The organism is Pseudomonas sp. NDM, assembly GCF_003105095.1.
GTDB lineage: Bacteria > Pseudomonadota > Gammaproteobacteria > Pseudomonadales > Pseudomonadaceae > Aquipseudomonas > Aquipseudomonas moraviensis_A.
The window spans coordinates 16,317-37,492 of the sequence record NZ_QETJ01000009.1; the positions used below are offsets into that span (position 1 = coordinate 16,317).

The 21,176-nt window shown below is 59.5% G+C and carries 20 protein-coding genes, 4 tRNA genes and 1 riboswitch; of the genes, 6 read left to right on the forward strand and 18 right to left on the reverse strand.

All coding sequences use genetic code 11. From position 1 onward, the window contains the following. The first annotated feature begins 63 nt into the window (after window positions 1–63). Window positions 64–681, forward strand: a complete 618-nt coding sequence (locus DCO47_RS04110; protein WP_116657526.1) for a recombinase family protein — start codon at window positions 64–66, stop codon at window positions 679–681. On the opposite strand, the gene DCO47_RS04115 is transcribed toward DCO47_RS04110, so the two are convergent. Both DCO47_RS04115 and DCO47_RS04120 read right to left on the reverse strand, forming a co-directional pair. Further along, on the reverse strand, window positions 659–1,480 hold the full coding sequence (locus DCO47_RS04115; protein ID WP_116657527.1) for a hypothetical protein: 822 nt from the start codon (window positions 1,478–1,480) through the stop codon (window positions 659–661). The two genes, DCO47_RS04110 and DCO47_RS04115, sit on opposite strands and share 23 nt — an antisense overlap. 158 nt (window positions 1,481–1,638) lie before the next feature. Continuing rightward, window positions 1,639–1,715, reverse strand: a tRNA-Arg gene (locus DCO47_RS04120). A gap of 298 nt (window positions 1,716–2,013) precedes the next feature. Here DCO47_RS04120 and DCO47_RS04125 point away from each other — a divergent pair. Together DCO47_RS04125 and DCO47_RS04130 are read left to right on the forward strand one after the other, a co-directional pair. After that, on the forward strand, window positions 2,014–2,247 hold the full coding sequence (locus tag DCO47_RS04125; protein WP_116657528.1) for a hypothetical protein: 234 nt from the start codon (window positions 2,014–2,016) through the stop codon (window positions 2,245–2,247). 20 nt (window positions 2,248–2,267) lie between these two features. Beyond that, window positions 2,268–2,447 (forward strand): PA3371 family protein, encoded by a 180-nt coding sequence (locus tag DCO47_RS04130; protein ID WP_016773599.1) that lies wholly within the window; start codon window positions 2,268–2,270, stop codon window positions 2,445–2,447. On the opposite strand, the gene phnN is transcribed toward DCO47_RS04130, so the two are convergent. Beyond that, window positions 2,422–2,991: a phosphonate metabolism protein/1,5-bisphosphokinase (PRPP-forming) PhnN gene (gene phnN, locus DCO47_RS04135; protein WP_116657529.1), complete on the reverse strand. Its 570-nt coding sequence runs from the start codon at window positions 2,989–2,991 to the stop codon at window positions 2,422–2,424. The two genes, DCO47_RS04130 and phnN, sit on opposite strands and share 26 nt — an antisense overlap. Before the next feature lie 391 nt (window positions 2,992–3,382). Between phnN and DCO47_RS04145 the strand changes: the two genes are divergently transcribed. Next, window positions 3,383–3,709 (forward strand): Arc family DNA-binding protein, encoded by a 327-nt coding sequence (locus DCO47_RS04145; protein WP_003178899.1) that lies wholly within the window; start codon window positions 3,383–3,385, stop codon window positions 3,707–3,709. 119 nt (window positions 3,710–3,828) lie between these two features. Here the strand turns inward: DCO47_RS04145 and mgtE are convergent, their stop codons facing one another. Further along, window positions 3,829–5,271, reverse strand: coding sequence for a magnesium transporter (mgtE, locus tag DCO47_RS04150; RefSeq protein ID WP_016773597.1), 1,443 nt, complete (start codon window positions 5,269–5,271; stop codon window positions 3,829–3,831). 321 nt (window positions 5,272–5,592) lie between these two features. Here mgtE and DCO47_RS04155 point away from each other — a divergent pair, with 321 nt between their 5' ends. Further along, window positions 5,593–6,105, forward strand: a complete 513-nt coding sequence (locus tag DCO47_RS04155; RefSeq protein WP_083352175.1) for a cell envelope protein SmpA — start codon at window positions 5,593–5,595, stop codon at window positions 6,103–6,105. 19 nt (window positions 6,106–6,124) lie between these two features. On the opposite strand, the gene DCO47_RS04160 is transcribed toward DCO47_RS04155, so the two are convergent. The 7 genes from DCO47_RS04160 to ltaE form a co-directional block, all read right to left on the reverse strand. Then, window positions 6,125–6,201, reverse strand: a tRNA-Arg gene (locus DCO47_RS04160). 72 nt (window positions 6,202–6,273) lie between these two features. Further along, a tRNA-Arg gene (locus DCO47_RS04165) sits at window positions 6,274–6,350 on the reverse strand. Window positions 6,351–6,457: 107 nt separating this feature from the next. Further along, window positions 6,458–6,548: transfer RNA gene (locus tag DCO47_RS04170), tRNA-Ser, on the reverse strand. Window positions 6,549–6,610: 62 nt separating this feature from the next. Beyond that, complete coding sequence (csrA, locus tag DCO47_RS04175; protein WP_002554426.1) at window positions 6,611–6,799, reverse strand: carbon storage regulator CsrA; 189 nt, start codon at window positions 6,797–6,799, stop codon at window positions 6,611–6,613. Between the two features lie 187 nt (window positions 6,800–6,986). Then, window positions 6,987–8,228 carry an aspartate kinase gene (locus tag DCO47_RS04180; protein ID WP_016773595.1) on the reverse strand — a complete coding sequence of 414 codons (1,242 nt, stop codon included), beginning with the start codon at window positions 8,226–8,228 and terminating at the stop codon, window positions 6,987–6,989. A 90-nt stretch (window positions 8,229–8,318) separates the two neighbouring features. Beyond that, a complete protein-coding gene (gene alaS / locus DCO47_RS04185; protein ID WP_083352174.1) occupies window positions 8,319–10,934 on the reverse strand; it encodes an alanine--tRNA ligase in 2,616 nt (871 codons plus the stop codon). A gap of 146 nt (window positions 10,935–11,080) precedes the next feature. Next, on the reverse strand, window positions 11,081–12,085 hold the full coding sequence (gene ltaE, locus DCO47_RS04190; protein ID WP_116657531.1) for a low-specificity L-threonine aldolase: 1,005 nt from the start codon (window positions 12,083–12,085) through the stop codon (window positions 11,081–11,083). A gap of 190 nt (window positions 12,086–12,275) precedes the next feature. After that, window positions 12,276–12,446, forward strand: a riboswitch (FMN riboswitch). Window positions 12,447–12,549: 103 nt separating this feature from the next. On the opposite strand from ltaE, the gene DCO47_RS04195 reads away from it, so the two are divergent. Next, the gene (locus DCO47_RS04195) at window positions 12,550–13,059 is read left to right on the forward strand and encodes a 6,7-dimethyl-8-ribityllumazine synthase (protein ID WP_016773593.1); all 510 of its coding nucleotides are present in this window, start codon (window positions 12,550–12,552) and stop codon (window positions 13,057–13,059) included. Window positions 13,060–13,175: 116 nt separating this feature from the next. On the opposite strand, the gene astE is transcribed toward DCO47_RS04195, so the two are convergent. The 7 genes from astE to DCO47_RS04230 form a co-directional block, all read right to left on the reverse strand. Beyond that, the gene (gene astE, locus DCO47_RS04200; RefSeq protein ID WP_116657532.1) at window positions 13,176–14,183 is read right to left on the reverse strand and encodes a succinylglutamate desuccinylase; all 1,008 of its coding nucleotides are present in this window, start codon (window positions 14,181–14,183) and stop codon (window positions 13,176–13,178) included. 12 nt (window positions 14,184–14,195) lie between these two features. Next, a complete protein-coding gene (locus tag DCO47_RS04205; RefSeq protein WP_016773591.1) occupies window positions 14,196–14,486 on the reverse strand; it encodes a hypothetical protein in 291 nt (96 codons plus the stop codon). 57 nt (window positions 14,487–14,543) lie between these two features. Beyond that, window positions 14,544–15,890, reverse strand: a complete 1,347-nt coding sequence (astB, locus tag DCO47_RS04210; RefSeq protein WP_064364875.1) for an N-succinylarginine dihydrolase — start codon at window positions 15,888–15,890, stop codon at window positions 14,544–14,546. 163 nt (window positions 15,891–16,053) lie between these two features. Then, entirely contained in the window at window positions 16,054–17,523 is a 1,470-nt protein-coding gene (gene astD / locus DCO47_RS04215; protein WP_165839183.1) for a succinylglutamate-semialdehyde dehydrogenase, read from the reverse strand. After that, the gene (gene astA, locus DCO47_RS04220) at window positions 17,520–18,545 is read right to left on the reverse strand and encodes an arginine N-succinyltransferase (protein WP_024014014.1); all 1,026 of its coding nucleotides are present in this window, start codon (window positions 18,543–18,545) and stop codon (window positions 17,520–17,522) included. Before astA ends, astD begins: the two co-directional genes overlap by 4 nt. 51 nt (window positions 18,546–18,596) lie before the next feature. Further along, window positions 18,597–19,616 (reverse strand): arginine/ornithine succinyltransferase subunit alpha, encoded by a 1,020-nt coding sequence (gene aruF, locus DCO47_RS04225; RefSeq protein WP_024014015.1) that lies wholly within the window; start codon window positions 19,614–19,616, stop codon window positions 18,597–18,599. A 202-nt stretch (window positions 19,617–19,818) separates the two neighbouring features. Next, on the reverse strand, window positions 19,819–21,039 hold the full coding sequence (locus tag DCO47_RS04230) for an aspartate aminotransferase family protein (RefSeq protein WP_116657533.1): 1,221 nt from the start codon (window positions 21,037–21,039) through the stop codon (window positions 19,819–19,821). Between the last annotated feature and the right edge of the window lie 137 nt (window positions 21,040–21,176).

The following is a 21,176-nucleotide window of genomic DNA, read 5'->3' on the forward strand; positions in this document are numbered from 1 at the left end:
ATAAGTGACACTCATAGTGCAACAGTATTAGTAGAACACCTTAACTGATACGGACAGCACATCATGTTCATCCGCGCATACCTCCGAGCATCAACCGAAGAGCAGGACGCCGGCCGCGCCCGGGCATCGCTCGAGCAATTCGCTACCGACCACAACAAGGTGATCGCCAGCGTGTACCTGGAGAACGCCAGCGGCGCGTCGGCAGATCGGCCTGAGCTGCTGCGCCTGCTCAAAGATGCGCGCAAGGGTGACGTCCTGCTGGTGGAGTCGATAGACCGCCTCTCACGCCTTCCTGTGGAGGATTGGCATAAGCTCAAGGCTGCGATCGACTCCAAAGGCTTACGCATCGTTGCGCTCGATCTGCCTACCAGTCACCAAGGAATGCACGACACCAAAGGCGACGAGTTCACCGGCCGAATGCTGGGCGCGATCAACTCAATGCTGGTGGAGATGATGGCGGCGATCGCGCGCAAGGATTACGAGCAGCGCCGCGAGCGGCAGGCCCAGGGCATCGAGAAAGCGAAAGCCGCCGGCAAGTACCAGGGGCGGCCGGTGGACGCCGATCTGCACAAACGCGTTACCGAGCTACTTAGCGCTGGCTTGGGTATTCGCGCAACCGCCCGGCACGCGAACTGCTCGACGACCACCGTACTCAGGATTAGAGACTTGGCGCAGCCCTAGACACGGTAGCTAAAGTGGATTCTGCGTGCCGTAACGCTGCCTCGCCAAACTCCCGCCCGCTGAGCAATTGATCCAAGGTTTTGAATAGCTGTCTATCAAACTGCCCGTTTAGCCATTGAATACGAGAATGGGAAAGGGTCTTGAACTCGCCTAACAGTGATTCGCCAAGTAGCGCACCAATCATCCGATGGATGTTTTCATCTTCATACCAGATGAGCTTTTCGGGCTTTCTTTTACCCTCCCGAAAAAGATAAATGATACGCCCCAGCATCCCATGAAAGCCTGCGAATTGAGCCCAAATCACCTCTCCCAGAAAAGGGCGATGATCTTCAACATTGGCGAAAAATTTGGTAATAATCCCGAACTCAATCGATCGAAGCTCTGGGCCTAACACACTGCTGTAAGCATTCTTAAGTTCTGATTTGGTCAGTACGTCGGAGGCAACGATTGATGACGGCATCAGTCTCCTTCCTTCAAGCACAGCCAACCATAAAGCCTCTACAGCCTCAATTTTTCGAACGATGATCACTTTTTGCACTTCAGAGAACGACGCTGAAGCTATGCGAAGCTTATCCGCTTGGCGATCTATTTCCGACGTTAGCTCGGCTAGGTTTGCGTCACCTTCTTGCCTCAGCTCGGCCTTCAGGTTTTCGAGCCGGTCATCGTACTCATGCTTGACGCTAGCTTTGAACCGTTCTCCTATCCATGTCCTCAGTAACCATCCCAGCGCCAGCAAGAGCAGAGCACTCACGCTAGCGGATGCGATTGTGGTCAACACGAAATCGATCAACGTATCCATCCCTTTCCTTGATGTTGAGGGCCACGGTTACGAAAAAGCCCCGACAGGCACTTACCTGAACGGGGCTTTTGAATGCCTGAAACAATTCTAGTGCACCCGCTCTGCACCCATGGAGCTTTTACGGTTAGAGCTAAAATCGCTGAAGGCCTTTATTTATATGGTGTCCCAGGCGGGGTTCGAACCTGCAACCTTCCCCTTAGGAGGGGGATGCTCTATCCAATTGAGCTACTGAGACACTGAGTGAAGCGCGCTGTACGCGGCGCGACAGACGGCGTGCATGTTAACGGCCAGCCCCTGTTTTGTCATGTCGTCCGTAGGGCTTTTTAAGTGTAGGCAAGCGCCTTGCAAGATTGCGGGAACTTTTACCGGGCAATTTGCACTACGCGAAAATGCGCTCATTGCAGATTGCAATCAGCGCATTCCTAAAAACCTTACCAAACCCTTGTTTTTAAAGGACTTATCAGCCGTTACACTGTTGGCACGGCGACTGCTATGCCTGTTCTATCAAAAAGAACAATTTGGAGCGTCGTGCCATGAACAGCACCCTCTTGCTTGCAAACGCAGCGGCTTTGGCTTTCTTGCTCGGATCGCATTTTTTCCCCAAGGCTGAGGTTGAGCAGCCAGTGGCGCAACGCATGCCGCATTACCTGCAGGTGCAGAAAGCACCGCAGTGGGCAGTGTTGAGTGATCGCAGCGACGCTTCTACGCACATGGTCAGCGAAGCTGAGCAAGCCTCGGCGCCAACCACCGAACGTCTGGTTTTTTGAAATATCTTCAGGAGTACAACATGTCCAAATCGGCGACAGGATTTCTGATCCTCGCTTTACTGAGTGGCGTTACCCATCTGGCGCTGTTCGAGGAGACGGAAGTCACCTTGCCTCTGGTTGGCTGTGGCGTGTTTGCGGTGCTTTTCGTGCTGGCTCTGATCGCCGGGCGCAAGATCAAATTCGATCCGGTTCTGCGTTGAGCCGAATCAATTCCAGCAGCGCAGAAACAGCGTCAGCAAGGTCGCCAGAATTGTCAATGTGATGGACGGGGCTGTCGCTGGATCTGCGGTCTTTGAACAGCGCATTGCGAGCCAGTCTCGCATCGATCTGCTCAGGGGTCTCCCGACCCCGCCTGAGCAGGCGCTGGCGCAGAACCTCGTCGTTGACCGTCAGCAGGATCGGTACGAGGGTCGGGTACAACTCCATCGCTTGGCGCAGGTTTGCTCTTGAACCATTGACCAGGACATGGCGCCCACCTCGCAACCATTGATCCATTTCCATGGGAATGCCGTAAGACAGGCCATTTGCTTGCCAGGCCAGAGAAAACGTCCCGGCTTGCTTTTGCCGATCGAACTCTTGCGGCGTCACGCCAATCGCATCCTCGCCGACGGACTCCGCTGATCGGGTGATCACCCGACGCATGATTTCGCAGTTCAACTCACGCAATGGCTCACGCGATGCGTCGATCAGGCTGTCCTTGCCCGAACCGGACGGTCCCATCAGGTAAAAAAGCTTGCCATCCATCCTGTAAACGCCCTCCGACGGGACCTGCCTCTAGTAAATCGGCAAATTGCCACTATCCTGTACACATAGGGATAAGAATAGCGAGCCGCATAGCATGCACGTTCCGAGGTCTTCGGACATCAACAGATGCGCATGTCGAAGCATGCAGCGATACGGATGGATGGATGGAAAGTTTTCCAACCAGTCCGCATTTCTGACAACTGGTGCTGGCATTACGCCTTTACCCGGCTCAATATTTGTCACAGAATTGGCGCCAATGATCTGGCAATTTTGAGGCATGATGCCGGCCTCTTAACAATTCAGGTTGAACCAATTGGTCCGGATGCTTGTCCTACCACACATCCTGCGGCCAATCCCGAGAACCGCTCCCCTGAACTAACCGGTTAAATATATGCGCCCATTGAAACAGGCAATTTATTCCAGCCGTACGGCTGACAAGTTTGTCGTACGTCTGCCAGACGGAATGCGTGAACGCATTGCCGAGGTGGCTCGCAATCATCATCGCAGCATGAACTCCGAGATCATTGCGCGCCTTGAGCAGAGTCTTATTCAGGAAGGCGCACTGGGCGAAGAGCTGAGCATGCGCCTGGACAGCCCGGAGCTGTCGCTGCACGAGCGCGAGCTGTTGCAACGCTTCCGTCAGTTGTCGCATCGTCAGCAAAACGCCTTGGTGTCGCTGATCGCCCACGACGCTGAAATGGCCGCAGACGCGTCCTGAGTCATACCGAACACATTAAAGCCAGCATGATTGCTGGCTTTTTTTTGCCTCGGTTTTGAGTTTTCGCAGCCATGAAAAAGCCCGTCAATTTGACGGGCTTTGTATTTGTTTTCAGATGATCAGAGCAGGAAAATCGTCGCCAGGCCCAGGAAGATGAAGAAGCCGCCACTGTCCGTCATTGCGGTGATCATCACACTGGCGCCCATCGCCGGATCCCGGCCCATCTTCGCCAGCGTCATCGGTATCAGAACCCCCATCAACGCGGCCAGCAACAGGTTGAGCGTCATTGCCGCCGTCATCACCACGCCGAGCGACCAACTGCCGTAGAGCATGTACGCGACCACACCGATCACCCCACCCCAGACCAGACCGTTGATCAAACCGACCGCCAGCTCTTTGCGCATCAAGCGCGAGGTGTTGCCGGTGCTGACCTGATCCAGCGCCATGGCGCGCACGATCATGGTGATGGTCTGGTTGCCGGAGTTGCCGCCGATACCGGCGACGATCGGCATCAGCGCCGCCAGCGCTACCAGTTTTTCGATCGAGCCTTCGAACAGGCCGATCACCCGCGATGCCACGAACGCAGTGATCAGGTTCACCGCCAGCCAGGCCCAACGGTTGCGCAGGGATTTCCACACCGACGCGAAAATGTCTTCCTCTTCACGCAGACCGGCCATGTTGAGGACTTCGCTTTCGCTTTCCTCACGGATCAGGTCGACCATTTCATCGATGGTCAGACGGCCGATCAGCTTGCCGTTCTTGTCAACCACCGGGGCCGAGATCAAGTCGTAACGCTCGAATGCCTGAGCGGCGTCGTAGGCATCTTCGTCCGGGTGGAAACTCACCGGATCGCTGGCCATCACTTCGGCGACCTGCTTCTCGGGATCGTTGACCAGCAGACGCTTGATCGGCAGCACGCCTTTGAGCACGCCGTCGTAATCGACTACGAACAATTTGTCGGTGTGACCAGGAAGCTCTTTGAGGCGACGCAGGTAACGCAGAACCACTTCGAGGCTGACGTCCTCACGGATCGTCACCATCTCGAAGTCCATCAGCGCACCGACCTGATCCTCGTCATAGGACAGGGCCGAGCGCACGCGTTCGCGCTGCTGGTTATCCAGACTTTCCATCAGCTCATGGACAACGTCTCGCGGCAGCTCGGAAGCCAGGTCAGCGAGCTCGTCGGCGTCCATGTCCTTGGCCGCGGCCAGGAGCTCGTGATCGTCCATGTCGGCGATCAGCGTTTCACGGACGGAATCGGATACTTCGAGAAGAATGTCGCCGTCGCGATCGGCCTTGACCAATTGCCAGAGCGTCAGACGATCGTCCAGCGGCAAGGCTTCGAGAATGTAGGCGACGTCGGCGGAGTGCAGATCATCGAGCTTGCGTTGCAGCTCGACAAGGTTTTGCCGGTGAACCAGGTTCTCCACGCGGTCGTGATGCGGACCTTCCTGACGATGAGTCAGGTCTTCAACGACACGCTGGCGCTGCAGCAACTCGACGACCTGAGCCAGGCGGTCCTGCAGGCTTTCCTGAGTTTTCTTTACTTCGATTTCGGACATAGGCGAACTCCACTCCCAGCAGCGGGGCACGCCGGAAGGATCAATCAGTCAATTCATGATTGGTGAAACGGTTTACTGAACAACTACTGGGTAAGTCCATGGAGGATTTCCATAAGCCCCGGCGGGGCTGACGGGCGCAATGATACACGCCTGACGGTTTAAAACGTTGAAAAAATCACGGCTGAAACAAGCGCTTGCGAAACAAACCTGAGCGCCTTCCTGACCCGTGCAAATGCGACGACTCATCTTGAAAAGAAAACACACCGGCAATGGAAAAAGCAGCGACTACCCTTGAGCGTAGATCGTCATGGAGGACATCGAATGCCAGCAAAACCCGCGCTTATTCTACTGACCGCTCTGCTCCACCTCACGCCTTCCAAGGCCACCACACTTCATCGTTGCCAGGCCTCCGACGGCAGCGTCACCTTTACATCGATGAGCTGCGCAGTCGGCGAACAGCTGTCGCTTCAGGAGGTTCATCCCTATTCTCCCGGCTGGGTCGCAATCATGCCGGAGTTCAATCACGAAGCCGTGAACGGCATTAAAGACAGCGGACGCGAACCGGGCATCATCGGCGGTGCCGAGCATAAATGTGGAAACCTGACCGATAACAGGCAGCGGCGCGAAGCGATCATTAACCGGCGAGTCATTGTCGGCATGAGCCAGCGGGATGTCGAAAGCGCGCTGGGCAAGCCGGACAAGATCAATACGCGTACGTCGACCACAAGCTATCGTTACGACCTCAAGCGAGGGCGCAGTGCTCAAATTGATTTTGATGAAAGAGGCTGCGTGAAGGGAAAAGCCAAATCCCGGACAGCAAAAAGCCCGCGTTAAACGCGGGCTTTTTGGTATATGGTGCACTCGACAGGATTCGAACCTGTGACCGCTCGGTTCGTAGCCGAGTACTCTATCCAGCTGAGCTACGAGTGCATTTTGTGTTTTTAAACCAGACCACAACTGGCTGAAACCGAGTTACTCACCTTACAGCAAATAACTCTTAAATGGTGCACTCGACAGGATTCGAACCTGTGACCGCTCGGTTCGTAGCCGAGTACTCTATCCAGCTGAGCTACGAGTGCATTTGTTGCCGCGCATTATAGGCCGTCTAATCTCTATGTCAAACACTTTTTCTAGTAATTTCAACAACTTACAGAAGAAGCCAGATTACGACGTACTAAGCAAATAATGGCGGAGAACGGGGGATTCGAACCCCCGACACCCTTTTGAGGTGTACTCCCTTAGCAGGGGAGCGCCTTCGGCCACTCGGCCAGCTCTCCGCAACACGGGGCGTATATTAACCAGCTTCTTCCCCGTTTGCAAACATAAAAATCGATAAAAATTAATGGCTTGGTTCTTCGTCCTTCTCTTTCTTTATACGCAGGTAAATTTCCTCACGGTGCACCGCAACCTCTTTCGGAGCGTTGACGCCGATACGCACCTGGTTTCCTTTGACGCCGAGCACGGTCACGGTGATTTCGCCGTCACCGATAATCAGGCTTTCCGCGCACCGACGAGTCAGAATCAGCATACCTTTCTCCTTACGCCATTCATTTCAGGGACAACAGTCTGCAAAAAAAAGGCACCCGACCTACAACCGCAGCGATCGTAGCCCTACATGCCTGAGTATTGACCAGCGCGAGCAAAAGAACAGTTCAGGGCCCGCGCCATTCAAAAAATAAAGGGCGCGGTCAGACCGCGCCCTTCACAGAATCGGATTACTCGCCCTGACGGGCCGGAGCATCCAGTTCGAAAGCCGTGTGCAGCGCGCGCACGGCCAGTTCCAGGTACTTCTCTTCGATCACTACGGAAACCTTGATTTCCGACGTCGAGATCATCTGGATGTTGATGCTTTCTTTCGCCAGGGATTCGAACATGCGACTGGCCACGCCTGCGTGAGAACGCATGCCGACGCCGACGATCGAAACCTTGGCGATTTTGGTGTCGCCAACCACTTCACGGGCACCGATCTCGCGAGCGGTGTTTTCCAGCACGGTCTGTGCGGCCTGATAGTCGTTGCGGTGCACGGTGAAGGTGAAGTCGGTGGTGTTATCGTGCGCGACGTTCTGCACGATCATGTCGACTTCGATGTTCGCGGCACTGATCGGGCCGAGAATCTTGAACGCCACGCCCGGGGTGTCTGGCACGCCACGGATGGTCAGCTTGGCTTCATCGCGGTTGAAAGCGATGCCGGAAATGATCGGCTGTTCCATGGTTTCCTCTTCATCAATAGTAATGAGGGTGCCCGGACCCTCCTTGAAGCTGTGCAGTACGCGCAGCGGTACGTTGTACTTGCCGGCGAATTCCACCGCACGGATCTGCAGCACCTTGGAACCGAGGCTGGCCATTTCCAGCATCTCTTCAAAGGTGATCTTGTCCAGACGCTGAGCGACAGGCACCACACGCGGGTCGGTGGTGTAGACACCGTCGACGTCGGTGTAGATCTGGCATTCATCCGCCTTCAAGGCTGCCGCCAGCGCCACGCCAGTGGTATCGGAACCGCCACGCCCGAGGGTGGTGATGTTGCCGTGCTCGTCGACGCCCTGGAAACCGGCGACAACCACCACGCGACCGGCCTTCAGATCACCGCGAATCTTCTGGTCATCAATCTGCAAGATACGCGCTTTATTGTGCGCACTGTCGGTCAGGATCCGCACCTGATTACCGGTGTACGACACCGCCGGCACACCGCGCTTGATCAGCGCCATGGCCAACAGGGCAATCGTCACCTGCTCACCGGTGGAAACGATCACGTCCAGCTCGCGCGGAACCGGTTGCGCCTCGCCACTGATTTGCTTGGCCAGATCGATCAGACGGTTGGTTTCGCCGCTCATTGCAGACAGCACAACCACCAGGTCATCGCCGGCATCGCGGAATTTCTTAACCTTGTCGGCGACCTGCTCGATTCTCTCGACAGTGCCGACCGAGGTGCCTCCAAATTTCTGTACGATCAAAGCCATTTCAAAGCCGCCTCTGCCCATGAAGGGCGCCCAATAATCTTTCCAACAGTCGCCGGGGCCGCCACTGGACTGCGGGCCCGGCGAGCCGTCTTATAAAGCCTGCTCGACGAATGGAACGGTCAGCGCCAGTGCGCCATCCAGCGCTGCGGCATCGACGCCACCGCCCTGCGCCATGTCCGGACGACCACCGCCCTTCCCGCCCACTGCCGCAGCGGCCTGTTTCATCAAATCACCGGCTTTGAGTTGGCCAGTCAGGTCCTTGGTTACGCCTGCAACCAGTACGACCTTTTCCTCATGGACACCGCCGAGCAGGATCACTGCGCGGCCGAGTTTGTTTTTCAGCTGATCGACCAGCGCCAGCAGCGCCTTGCCATCCTGACCGTCCAGACGGGCGGCCAGCACCTTCACATCCTTGACGTCCACCGCCGAGGCCGACAGATCGTCGCCCGCAGCGCTGGCAGCCTTGGCCTGCAACTGCTCGAGTTGTTTCTCCAGCAGACGGTTGCGCTCAAGTACCGCCGAGAGCTTGTCGATCAGGTTGTCGCGGCTGCCCTTGACGAGGCTGGCCGCTTCCTTGAGTTGTTCTTCCGCCGCGTTCAAGTAGGCCAGTGCTGCAGCACCGGTAACTGCCTCGATACGACGCACGCCCGATGCCACACCGCCTTCGCTGATGATTTTCAGCAGGCCGATGTCGCCGGTACGGTTGGCGTGGATACCGCCGCACAGTTCGACGGAGAAGTCGCCCATGCTCAGCACGCGCACGCTGTCGCCGTACTTCTCGCCGAACAGCGCCATGGCGCCTTTGTTCTTCGCGGTTTCGATATCGGTTTCTTCGGTTTCAACCGCGGAGTTCTTGCGAATCTCGGCGTTGACGATGTCTTCCAGCTGCTTGATCTGCTCTGGCTTGATCGCTTCAAAGTGACTGAAGTCGAAACGCAGGCGCTGACTGTCGACCAACGAGCCTTTCTGCTGCACGTGCTCGCCCAGCACCTGACGCAGGGCGGCGTGCAGCAAGTGGGTGGCCGAGTGGTTCAGCGCGGTGGCATGACGCACTTCGGCATCGACGTGGGTTTGCACCGGCGCGCCAATGGTCAGGCTGCCCGAGGCCAGCACCCCGTGGTGGAGGAACGCGCCGCCGGTCTTGGTGGTATCACGAACGTCAAAACGGCTGTCGCCGGCCTGAATGAAACCGCAGTCGCCGATCTGGCCACCGGACTCGGCGTAGAACGGCGTCTGGTTGAGCACGATCACCCCCTCCTGACCTTCGCTCAGCACGTCGACCGACTGACCATCCTTATAGATGGCGACGATTTTTGCCGAACCACTGGTGGCGGCGTAACCGGTGAATTCGGTGGCTACATCAACCTTGACCAGGGTGTTGTAGTCCAGACCGAACGAGCTGGCCGAACGTGCACGAACGCGCTGGGCTTCCATCTCGCGCTCGAAGCCGACTTCGTCGACGGTCAGGCCGCGTTCGCGAGCGATGTCGGCGGTCAGGTCCATCGGGAAGCCGTAGGTGTCGTAGAGTTTGAACACCACGTCGCCCGGCACCACGGTGCCTTTGAGCTCGGCCAGATCCTGCTCGAGGATTTTCAGGCCGTGCTCCAGGGTCTTGGAGAACTGCTCTTCTTCAGCCTTGAGCACGCGCTCGATGTTGCTTTGCTGCTTCTTCAGTTCCGGGAAGGCTTCGCCCATCTCGGCGACCAGCGCCGCAACGATCTTGTAGAAGAAGCTGCCGCTGGCGCCGAGCTTGTTGCCGTGACGGCAGGCGCGACGGATGATCCGGCGCAGCACGTAACCGCGACCTTCGTTGGACGGCAGCACGCCGTCGGCGATCAGGAAGCCGCAGGAACGGATGTGGTCGGATACGACCTTGAGCGACGACTGATCGCCGTTTTCGCAGCCGATCGCTTGCGCCGAAGCCTTCAGCAGGTTTTTGAACAGGTCGATGTCATAGTTGGAATTGACGTGCTGCATCACCGCACTGATCCGCTCCAGGCCCATGCCGGTGTCCACCGACGGCGCTGGCAACGGATGCAACACGCCATCGGCGGTGCGGTTGAACTGCATGAACACGTTGTTCCAGATCTCGATGTAGCGGTCGCCATCTTCTTCCGGCGAGCCCGGCGGGCCGCCCCAGATGTGCTCGCCGTGATCGTAGAAGATCTCGGTGCACGGGCCGCACGGGCCGGTATCGCCCATGGTCCAGAAGTTGTCGGAGGCGTAAGGCGCGCCCTTGTTGTCGCCGATGCGGATCATGCGCTCGGCCGGTACACCGATTTTCTGTGTCCAGATGTCATACGCTTCGTCGTCGGTGGCGTAGACGGTAACCCAGAGCTTTTCCTTCGGCAGCTTGAGCACGCCGGTGAGGAAGGTCCAGGCAAAGGTAATCGCGTCGTGCTTGAAGTAGTCGCCGAAGCTGAAGTTGCCGAGCATTTCGAAGAACGTGTGGTGACGCGCGGTATAACCGACGTTTTCCAGGTCACTGTTCTTGCCGCCGGCGCGCACGCATTTCTGGCTGCTGGTGGCACGGGTGTACGCACGTTTTTCCTGGCCCAGGAAGCAGTCCTTGAACTGGTTCATCCCCGCGTTGGTGAACAGCAGGGTTGGGTCGTTGCCCGGAATCAAAGAGCTGGAGGCTACACGGGTGTGGCCTTGCTCTTCGAAGAAGCGAAGGAAGGCTTCACGGATTTCTGCGCTTTTCATTAGGTTCTTCCACGGAGGCTGCGGCCAAAGGCCTGTTCGAAACGTCGTGAGACGAAGCGACGGCAAAGGGCCGCATTATATCGGCCCTGCGCGCGGGGTACAGCGTGTTTATACGATAGAAACGGTCAATTGGACGGCTAACGCTGTCACTTGCGCGAAAACTCGACGAATGTCGCGATCACTTGCTCGATTTGCGCGCGGCTGACGTCCATGTGCGTGACCATGCGCAACCGTGCGGCGGCGCTGAGCTTGATCCCGCGCTCGCCGGCAAAGGCCTTGAGCGCTTGAGCCTTGTCGCCCATTTGCACATAAACCATGTTGGTTTGCACGGGTTCGACGACGAAACCGGCCTCACGCAGACCATCGGCGAGCACTTGCCCGTTGGCGTGATCGTCGGCCAGCCGTTCAACATGGTGATCCAGCGCATACAACCCAGCCGCCGCCAGCAAACCGGCCTGACGCATCCCGCCGCCGACCATTTTGCGCAAACGCCGCGCCTTGCCGATCAACGGTTCGGAGCCGCACAGCACCGAGCCGACCGGCGCGCCGAGGCCCTTGGACAGACACACCGACACCGAATCGAAATACTGGGTGATCTCGCGGGCATCGACGCCGAGTCTGACCGCTGCGTTGTACAGCCGCGCACCGTCGAGGTGCAATTGCAGGCCGTGATCCTGCGTAAGGCGTCGGGCGCGCGCCAGATACTCCAGCGGCAGCACCTTGCCCTGCATGGTGTTTTCCAGCGCCAGCAGGCGTGTACGGGCGAAATGGAAGTCGTCAGGTTTGATCGCCGCCGCAACCTGATCCAGATCCAGCGACCCGTCGGCCTGCACTTCCAGCGGCTGCGGCTGGATCGAGCCGAGCACCGCCGCCCCGCCCCCCTCGTACTTATAGGTGTGTGCCTGTTGACCGACGATGTACTCGTCGCCGCGCTCGCAATGGGCCATCAAGCCGAGCAGATTACTCATGGTGCCGGTGGGCACGAACAACGCAGCGGCAAAGCCCAGGCGTTTGGCCAGTTCGGCTTCGAGGCGATTGACCGTCGGATCTTCGCCGTACACATCGTCTCCGGTGTCCGCTGCGGTCATCGCTTCGAGCATGGCGGGAGTCGGTTGGGTAACGGTGTCGCTGCGAAGATCGATAACGCTCATGAACCTGGCCTCTGGTCAGCAGGGAGAATCCCTTTGTGAAGTGGGATTACTGCGGTCAACGCGCGGATTAATCAAGCCTTGAACAAGGAAAAATCATCATCCTCAGAAAGAAGCACAATCCATGTGGGGGTCTGTGCAGGACCGGAAAATATGTGTTACAAACTTGCCGCCGCCCGCCTATGGGCGGCGAAAACGTTCTCAGGGCGGGGTGCAATTCCCCACCGGCGGTAATTGCGCGCAATGCGCATAGCCCGCGAGCGCTTGGCGCTGCACACGACTTGATCGGGTGCGTCGGCAAGGTCAGCAGACCCGGTGTGATTCCGGGGCCGACGGTCATAGTCCGGATGAAGAGAGAACGGGATTGACGCCAAAGGGCCGTCCGCGAGCATTCGTGCCTGCGCTCGCACCCTTGCATCCCTTTCGATTCATAACGCCCTGTTTTTCACACAAACAGGAGTCAGAACATGCAACCCACCGCTATCGACAGCAAAAGCAAACACCCACAGGGCGAGCGCGTCGCGTTCATCCAGGCCTGCTGGCACAAGGAAATCGTCGACCAGAGCCGCAAAGGCTTCGTCGCCGAAATGCTGGTGCAGGGTTATCAGGAATCGGACATCGATTTCTTCGAAGTCGGCGGCGCTTTCGAAATGCCGCTGCACGCCAAGCTGCTGGCCAAGTCCGGGCGTTACGCCGGCATCGTCGCCGCCGCCCTGGTGGTGGACGGCGGCATCTACCGCCACGAGTTCGTTGCGCAATCGGTGGTCAGCGGCCTGATGCAGGTGCAGCTGGAAACCGAAGTGCCGGTGTTCTCGGTGTCGCTGACTCCGCATCACTTTCATTCGGGCGAAGAGCACCAGAAATTCTTTTTCGAACACTTTGTGCACAAGGGCCAGGAAGCGGCGCGGACTTGCGCCGATACGCTGCAGAAGATTCGCGCACTGCGCCGTACGGAGCCGCGGGCGGTAGCGGTCTAGGACGCGGCAAAACCTGTAGGAGCTGACGAGTGAAACGAGGCTGCGATCTTTTGATCTTCAAGAGCAAGATCAAAAGATCGCAGCCTTCGGCAGCTCCTACATGGGATGTGGTGAACTCAGGCGAGGTTTTCGTCGGTGGTCGGGACGATCAGGATGCCGGCGCGCAGGCCGTTCTTGACCTTGGGGTTGGGGAAGATGATCCGCGCGCCCTGCTCTTCGATCACCCAACGGGTATTGGCCAGGTCTTCGGCCAGCACATAACCCGGTTCCAGCTCGGAAAAATTCTCGATGTCCGCCGGCAGGTTCAGGCGGAACGCATCGCTGTGCTTGATGATTTCCCGCGCGACGCTGAACAGTTGCAAGCCATCCAGCCCTGCTTCTGTCTCCGGCTCATTGCCTTCGATGATCTGCTTCAGGCGGGTTTCCAGCAGTGAGACGTTGACGCCGTCGTTCTGCCCGAACGGCCGCGCCTTGCCCAGTTCCAGGGTGAAAGCCTCGGCGTCGAGCTTGTCGTAGGTATACGAACTGAAGACGATCGACGGCTTGTTCTGCAACAGCACCGCTTCCATGCCGGCGGCGCGCAGCCGCGCCAGCTCACGACGGGAATGCTGACGCCCTTCCTTCCATGGGTACAAGGCGAACTGCTCGATCTTCGAACCACGAATCGCCGTGTGCAGGTCGTAGTGCAGACGCTGGCGCTCGGGCTTGCTGAAGAAACTCGCCGCCAGCCGCTCCAGCTCACAGGCGCGCAACGCTTCCGAGCCGCTGCTTTGCTCATGACGACCGTTGAACAGCCGATTGACGTCCTGCTCGACGAAACGCTCACCCTTGCGAATCGCTTCCGGGTTGCCGAACAGGAACAGAATGCGTGCACGCGGCTTCAGGTCGCCGCGTGCGATGTCGTGCAGCAACCGATCGAGCAACTCGATCGGTGCGGTTTCATTGCCGTGGATACCTGCCGACAGCAGCAGGTCCAGGCCATTGTCGCGCGCTTCCGGGGGCCGGACTTCCAGCGCCCCTTCGCTCAACCAGCGCATGCGCACGCCTTCGACAGTCAGTTGAGTCTTCTCCGCCGGTTCGCGGCCGGCGAGGGTCAGTTCAAGCAGTTTGCCGAGGGCGAGCATAGAGCGGTTTCCTTAGTGGTCGTGGTTGCAATCCGGGCCGTGTACGTGATCCTCGTCAGCGCCGAGGTCAGCCGGTTCCATTTCCAGTTGCAGACTTACCAGATTAGTCGCCAATGGGCGCAGCAGCAGGTTGGCGTACTCTTCGTCACCTTCCTCCACGTCCACGCCGATCAGCAACTGGCCGCGGCCGTCCTGCTGGATCCACAGCTCTTTGCCTTGCCACATGACCGCGACGCGGGTGCACGAGGTTTGCAGTTGCGTGCCGTCGGTGTCTTCAAGGATCAGCTGCAGGGAATCGCTCATGTTTTTACTCTCTTGGGGTGACACGCCGCGCGCCGGGTTCAGGCCGCGCGCTGGCGATCAATTGATCTGGAAAGGATAAACCGCGCCCAGTTTAAGGATTTGCGTCAGTTCATCCAGTGCCGTCCGGCATTCAAGCAGCAACTGCGGGTCCGCCAGGTCGGTTTCGCTCAGGCGGTCGCGGTAGTGCTTTTCAACCCATGCGGTCAACGAACCGTACAACGGGGCCGTCATGATAACCCCTGGGTTGACCGCCGCCAGTTCGGTTTCATTCAGCGCCACGCGCAGACGCAGGCATGCCGGGCCACCGCCGTTCTGCATGCTTTGCTTGAGATCGAAGACTTTCACTTCGCGGATCATTCCACCCGAGCTGGTCAGGCTCTGCAGATAAGCCCAGACGCGTTCGTTGGCCTGGCATTCCTGCGGCACGATCAGCAGCATCGAACCGTCGGGACGCGACAGCAACTGGCTGTTGAACAGGTAGGAACGCACCGCGTCATCGACGCTGACCGCCGAACGCGGCACGCAAACGGACTGGAAGTTGCCGCCGACCTTGGCCAGTTTGCCTTGCAGTTCGGCGAGCATCTTGTCGGTCTCGAGGAACGCGTCCTCGTGATAGAACAGAACCTCGCCGTTGCCCACAGCGATCACGTCGTTGTGGAACACGCCCTGATCGATGACGTTGGGGTTCTGTTGCGCGTAGACCACGCCTTCGTCACGCAGACCGTGCAGGCGGGCAACGGCTTGCGAGGCTTCGAGGGTCTGGCGCGCGGGGTATTTCTGCGGCGCCGGGAAACGGTTGTCGAACGCGCTGCGGCCGAACACGAAAAACTCGACGCCGGCTTCACCGTACTCACGGCAGAAGCGCGTGTGGTTGGCCGCACCTTCATCGCCAAACTGTGCCACCGCTGGCAGCGCAGCGTGATGGGCGAAGTGCTGCTGATTGGCGAACATCGCGCCGAGCACGCGACTGGTGGTCGGGTGTTCGATGCTGCGGTGGTATTTGCAATTGAGGTTGGCGGCGGTGAAATGCACGCGGCCGTCGCCGGTGTCGGCGCTCGGGCTGACCGTGGCGGCGTTGGCCACCCACATGCTCGACGCCGAGCAGCTGGCGACCAGCAGCGGCATCGCTTCTTTGGCGGCGCGCTCGATCACCTGCGCATCGGTGCCGCTGAAGCCCAGACGGCGCAGCGCGGCCACGTCGGGACGTTCCTGCGGAGCCAGCACGCCTTGCTGGAAGCCCATGTCCATCAGCGCTTTCATCTTCGCCAGACCTTGCAGCGCCGCTTCCTTCGGATTCGAGGATTGCTGACTGTTGCTCTGCGAGGCGACGTTGCCGTAGGACAGACCACCGTAGTTATGGGTCGGCCCCACTAGACCGTCAAAATTGACTTCATAGGATTTCATCAGCGAGGCTCCACGAGAATCTGTTGTTATAGGCTTCAGGTAACAATTCAGTCAGACCGCGTCGCGGCTATCGCGAGCAGGCTCACTCCTACAGGTTTAGCGGTGGACACATATGCTGTGTACAACACAAATCCTGTAGGAGTGAGCCTGCTCGCGATGGCCGCTACGCCATTTTCACGCCAGGCGTCAGGGCCGATGGCAACACCAGGCTCGGGGTTTCCAGCGATGCCACCGGGTACGCGCAGTAATCCGCTGCGTAATAGGCGCTGGCGCGGTGGTTGCCCGAGGCACCGACGCCGCCGAATGGCGCGCTGCTGGCGGCGCCGGTCAGCTGTTTGTTCCAGTTGACGATGCCGGCGCGGCTTTCCAGCCAGAACTGCTGGTAACGCGCTTCGGAATCCGAGAGCAAACCGGCGGCCAGCCCATAAGCGGTGTTGTTGGCTTCAGTGATCGCCGCAGCGAAATCGGCGTAGCGGATCACTTGCAGCAACGGCCCGAACAGTTCTTCGTCCGGACGCTCAGCGACTGCCGTTACATCGACGATGCCCGGGGTCAGCAAGGCCGACTGCGCCTGCGGCTGAGTCATTTCCAGCAGCGCCACCGCGCCGTTGGCCAGCAGTTGTTCCTGCGCATCCATCAGCGCTTTCGCCGCGCCGAGGGAAATCACCGAACCCATGAACGGCGCCGGTTGCTGATCGAACGCACCGACTTCGATGGTCGCGCTGACTTCCACCAGACGCTTGAGCAGGCTGTCGCCCCACGCGCCTTCTGGCACCAGCAGACGCCGGGCGCAGGTGCAGCGCTGGCCGGCGGAAATGAATGCCGACTGAATGATGGTGTACACCGCCGCATCCAGATCGGCGACCTGATCGACCACCAGCGGGTTGTTGCCGCCCATTTCCAACGCAAGAATCTTGTCCGGGCGACCGGCAAATTGCTGATGCAGATGATTGCCGGTGCGGCTGGAACCGGTGAAGAAGAGACCGTCGATGCCCGGGTTCGCCGCCAGAGCGATACCGGTTTCCCGCGCGCCTTGCAGCAGGTTCAGCACGCCTGCCGGCAGGCCGGCTTCGATCCAGCACTTGACCGTCAGCTCGGCGACTTTCGGTGTCAGTTCGCTAGGCTTGAACAGCACGCTGTTACCGGCCAGCAGCGCTGGCACGATATGACCGTTGGGCAAGTGGCCGGGGAAGTTGTAAGGACCGAACACCGCGACCACGCCGTGGGGCTTGTGGCGCAATACGGCGGTAGCGTCACCCAGGGGGCCGCTCTTCTCGCCGGTACGTTCGCGGTAGCTCTGCACCGAGATGGCGATCTTGTTGACCATGCTCGTCACTTCAGTCGCGGACTCCCACAGCGGCTTGCCGGTTTCTTCACCGATGGTGCGAGCCAGTTCGTCAGCGTGGTTTTTCAGCGACGCGGCGAAAGCCTCGAGCACGCTGATGCGCTCTTCGAGCGTGCGACGTGCCCATTGAGGAAAGGCCTGACGGGCAGCCTGCACTGCCGACTCGACCTGCGCGGCCGTCGCGCCCTCGCCCGCCCACAGCACTTGCTGGGTCACCGGGTTCAGCGACTGAAAGGCTTCGCCCTGACCGGCCAGCCACTCACCTGCGATGTATAGCGAATTCATTATTTCGACTCCCGTGCAGCGGACAGCGCCACGGCGCGAACCTGATCGCCGGCGCTGAGTTGAAGACGTTTTGCGGTCTGCGGATCGACCACCAGGGTGCCCGCTGCCAGACGCGCTGGCGCGGCAGTGATGCGGCAATCCTCGCGCTTGCGGTTGTGGATGATGAAGGGTGTGGCGTCATCACCCGGCGTGCCCACGGCCAACACCAGCGCTTCGCTGTCACGCACTGCGCGGATCTTGCTGGTTTCGCATTCGATGGCCGGGCCGGCGTCGAAGATGTCGACGTAACCCTGGTAGCTGAAGCCTTCGCTCTTGAGCATGGCCAGCGCCGGCTCGGTGTCCGGGTGCACCTGGCCGATGACATTGCGCGCGTCCGGCGAGAGGAAGCAGGTGTAGAGCGGGAATTTCGGCATCAGTTCGGCGATGAACGCCTTGTTGCCGACGCCGGTCAGGTAATCCGCCTGGCTGAATTCCATCTTGAAGAAATGCCGGCCAAGGCTCTCCCAGAACGGCGAACGCCCGGCGTCGTCGGACACGCCGCGCATTTCGGCGATGATCTTGTTGCCGAACAGCTCCGGGAACTCGGCGATGAACAGCATGCGTGCCTTGGACAGCATGCGGCCGTTCAGTCCGTTGCGGTAATCGGCGTGCAGGAACAGCGAGCACAGCTCGGAATTGCCGGTCAGGTCGTTGGCCAGAAACAGCGTCGGAATTTCGCGATAGATGTTCAGCTCTTGCGACGCGCTGACGGTCAGACCGACGCGGAAGTTGTACCAGGGCTCACGCAGGCCGACCGCTCCGGCGATGGCGGAAATGCCCACCACGCGGCCGTCGTCGTCTTCGAGCACGAACAGGTAGTCCGCATCGCCACGCCCGGCTTCGCCGCGAAAGGTCTTCTCGGCCCAGCCGACCCGGTGGGTCAGGCGCTCTTCGTTGGCCGGCAAAGTGGTCAGGCCAGTGCCGGTGCTGCGGGCCAGGTCGATCAGCGCGGATAAATCGCTGCTGCGTACGGGACGAACAATCATGCTATCTCCTCAAACGGGCCGCTCGCGCCACCCGTGAAACTCGCTAAGGCGTTAAACCGCCACCAGGCGCACGCTGGCACCTTCACCGACGCCCAGGGCTTCGGCCGCTTCCATATCCAGCGTCACCGGTTTGCCCGGCGCGTAATCCAACTCGAGCAACACCGCGCGGTAATCCTGCAACTGCGCATTGGCCACCAGGTACTGACGCCCGGCGCCTTTGACCGGCTCGCCGATCTTCACCGGCACCACGCGGCTCTGCGCGATCGAACGGATCCCGGAAACCCGCGCATGCAGGGTCGGGCCGCCGTCGAAGATGTCGATGTAGTGATCGGTCTCGAAGCCTTCGCGCATCAGGATGTCGAAGGTGATCTGCGCCCGCGGGTGCACCTGACCCATCGCCTCTTGCGCGGAGTCCGGCAGCAGCGGCACGTAGATCGGGTAATGCGGCATCAGCTCGGCGAGGAAGGTGCGGCTTTTCAGCCCGCACAGACGCTCGGCTTCGGCGTAGTTGAGGTCGAAGAAGTTGCGCCCGATCGCATCCCAGAACGGCGAGTCGCCATTCTCGTCGCTGTAACCGACGATCTCGGTCACCACCGAATCGGCAAAACGCTCCGGGTGACTGGCGACGAACAGCAGACGGCCACGGGAATTGAGCTCGGCCCACGGCGACCCGACCAGCTCTCGCTGCACGTAGAAACTGGTCAGCAAGCTGTTGCCGGTCAGGTCGTGGCACTGCGAGAGCACGTGGATCTTGTTGTGAATCTTCAGCTCGCGGGAGGCATGCACGAACGTCTCGTTGCGGAAGCTGTAGAACGGCTCGGAGTAACCTGCCGACGCGACGATGGCCGAGCAGCCGACCAGTTTGCCGGTGCTCGAGTCTTCGAGGACGAAGAAGTAACTCTCTTCACCGTTGAAGCTCACTTCGGCGGCGAACGATGCTTCGCTCGCGGCGATCTTGTCGCTCAGACGTTCAACGTCATCCGGCAAGGAAGTGACACCAATCGGGCTGTCCGCAGCCAGACGCTGTACCTCGCCCAGATCAGCCATTTGCGCGGGGCGCATCACCAGCATGGTGTCACTCCTTTCTCTTCAATATTCACAGAAAAAAACACCGGACCTTGTAGGAGTGAGCCTGCTCGCGATAGCAGTCTGTCAGAACCCGATGAGTCGACTGACAAACCGCTATCGCGAGCAGGCTCACTCCTACAATGAACGTGCCCGGTATCAAAAATTGGCTTCGGCACCTGAAAAATTCCAGGCGCCGAAAGGTCCATCATGCTTGCGTCAACTTCGCCGCAGCGCGTTCGAAGCGGTCCAGACCGGCATCGATATCGGCGTCTTCCACCACCAGACTCGGGGCGAAACGGATCACGTCCGGGCCAGCCTGGAGAATCATCAGGCCTTCCTGTTCGGCGGCGTTGAAGATGTCCTTGGCCTTGCCTTTCCAGGCGTCGCTCAGCACGCAACCGATCAGCAGACCGAGACCACGCACCTGGGTGAACAGGCCGTACTTCTCGCCGATCTGTTGCAGGCGGTTCTTGAACTTGTCGTGCTTGGCGTTCACGCCGTTCAACACTTCAGGAGTGTTGATCACGTCGATCACTGCCTCAGCGACAGCGCAGGCCAACGGGTTGCCGCCGTACGTGGTGCCGTGAGTGCCGACCACCAGATGTTTGGCCAGCGCTTCGGTGGTCAGCATCGCCGCGATCGGGAAACCACCGCCCAGGCTCTTGGCGCTGGTGAGGATGTCCGGGGTCACGCCGTAATGCTGGTAGGCGAACAGCTTGCCGCTGCGGCCCATGCCGGTCTGCACTTCGTCGAACACCAGCAGCGCGTTGTTCGCATCGCACAGTTCGCGGGCACCTTGCAGGTATTCAAGCTCGGCCGGCAGCACGCCGCCCTCGCCTTGGATCGGCTCGAGCACGACCGCGCAGGTCTTCTCGGACACCGCGGCTTTCAGCGCGGCCAGGTCGTTGTAGGGAACGTGGGTGATGCCGGTGATTTTCGGGCCGAAACCGTCGGAGTATTTCGACTGACCACCGACGTTGACGGTGAACAGGGTACGGCCGTGGAAGCTGTTCAGCGCGGCGATGATTTCGTATTTCTCCGTGCCGAAACGGTCGAATGCAACGCGACGGGCCAGCTTGAACGCGGCCTCGTTGGCTTCAGCGCCGGAGTTGCAGAAGAACACGCGCTCGGCGAACGTGGCGTCGATCAGCTTGTGGGCCAGGCGCAGGGCCGGCTCGTTGGTGAACACGTTGGAGACGTGCCACAGCTTGTTCGCCTGTTCGGTCAACGCGCCGACCAGCGCCGGGTGCGCGTGGCCCAATACGTTGACGGCAATCCCGCCGGCGAAGTCGATCAGCTCGCGGCCGGCCTGATCCCAGACCCGGGAACCGGCGCCACGCACCGGAATGAAAGCGGCAGGCGCGTAGTTGGGAACCATTACCTGGTCGAAATCGGCGCGTTGTACCGCAGCGTGCTCAACGGACATCGGAGTCTCCTGAAGAGGAACACCCGCCTGGAACTGGCGAGCGATGGGGGGATTGTAAGGACAGTTTGGTGCCCGGCCTTGTCGCCAAGCGACAACTTCTTATAGCGCAAACCCCGGATTTTCCCGGGTTTACGGCA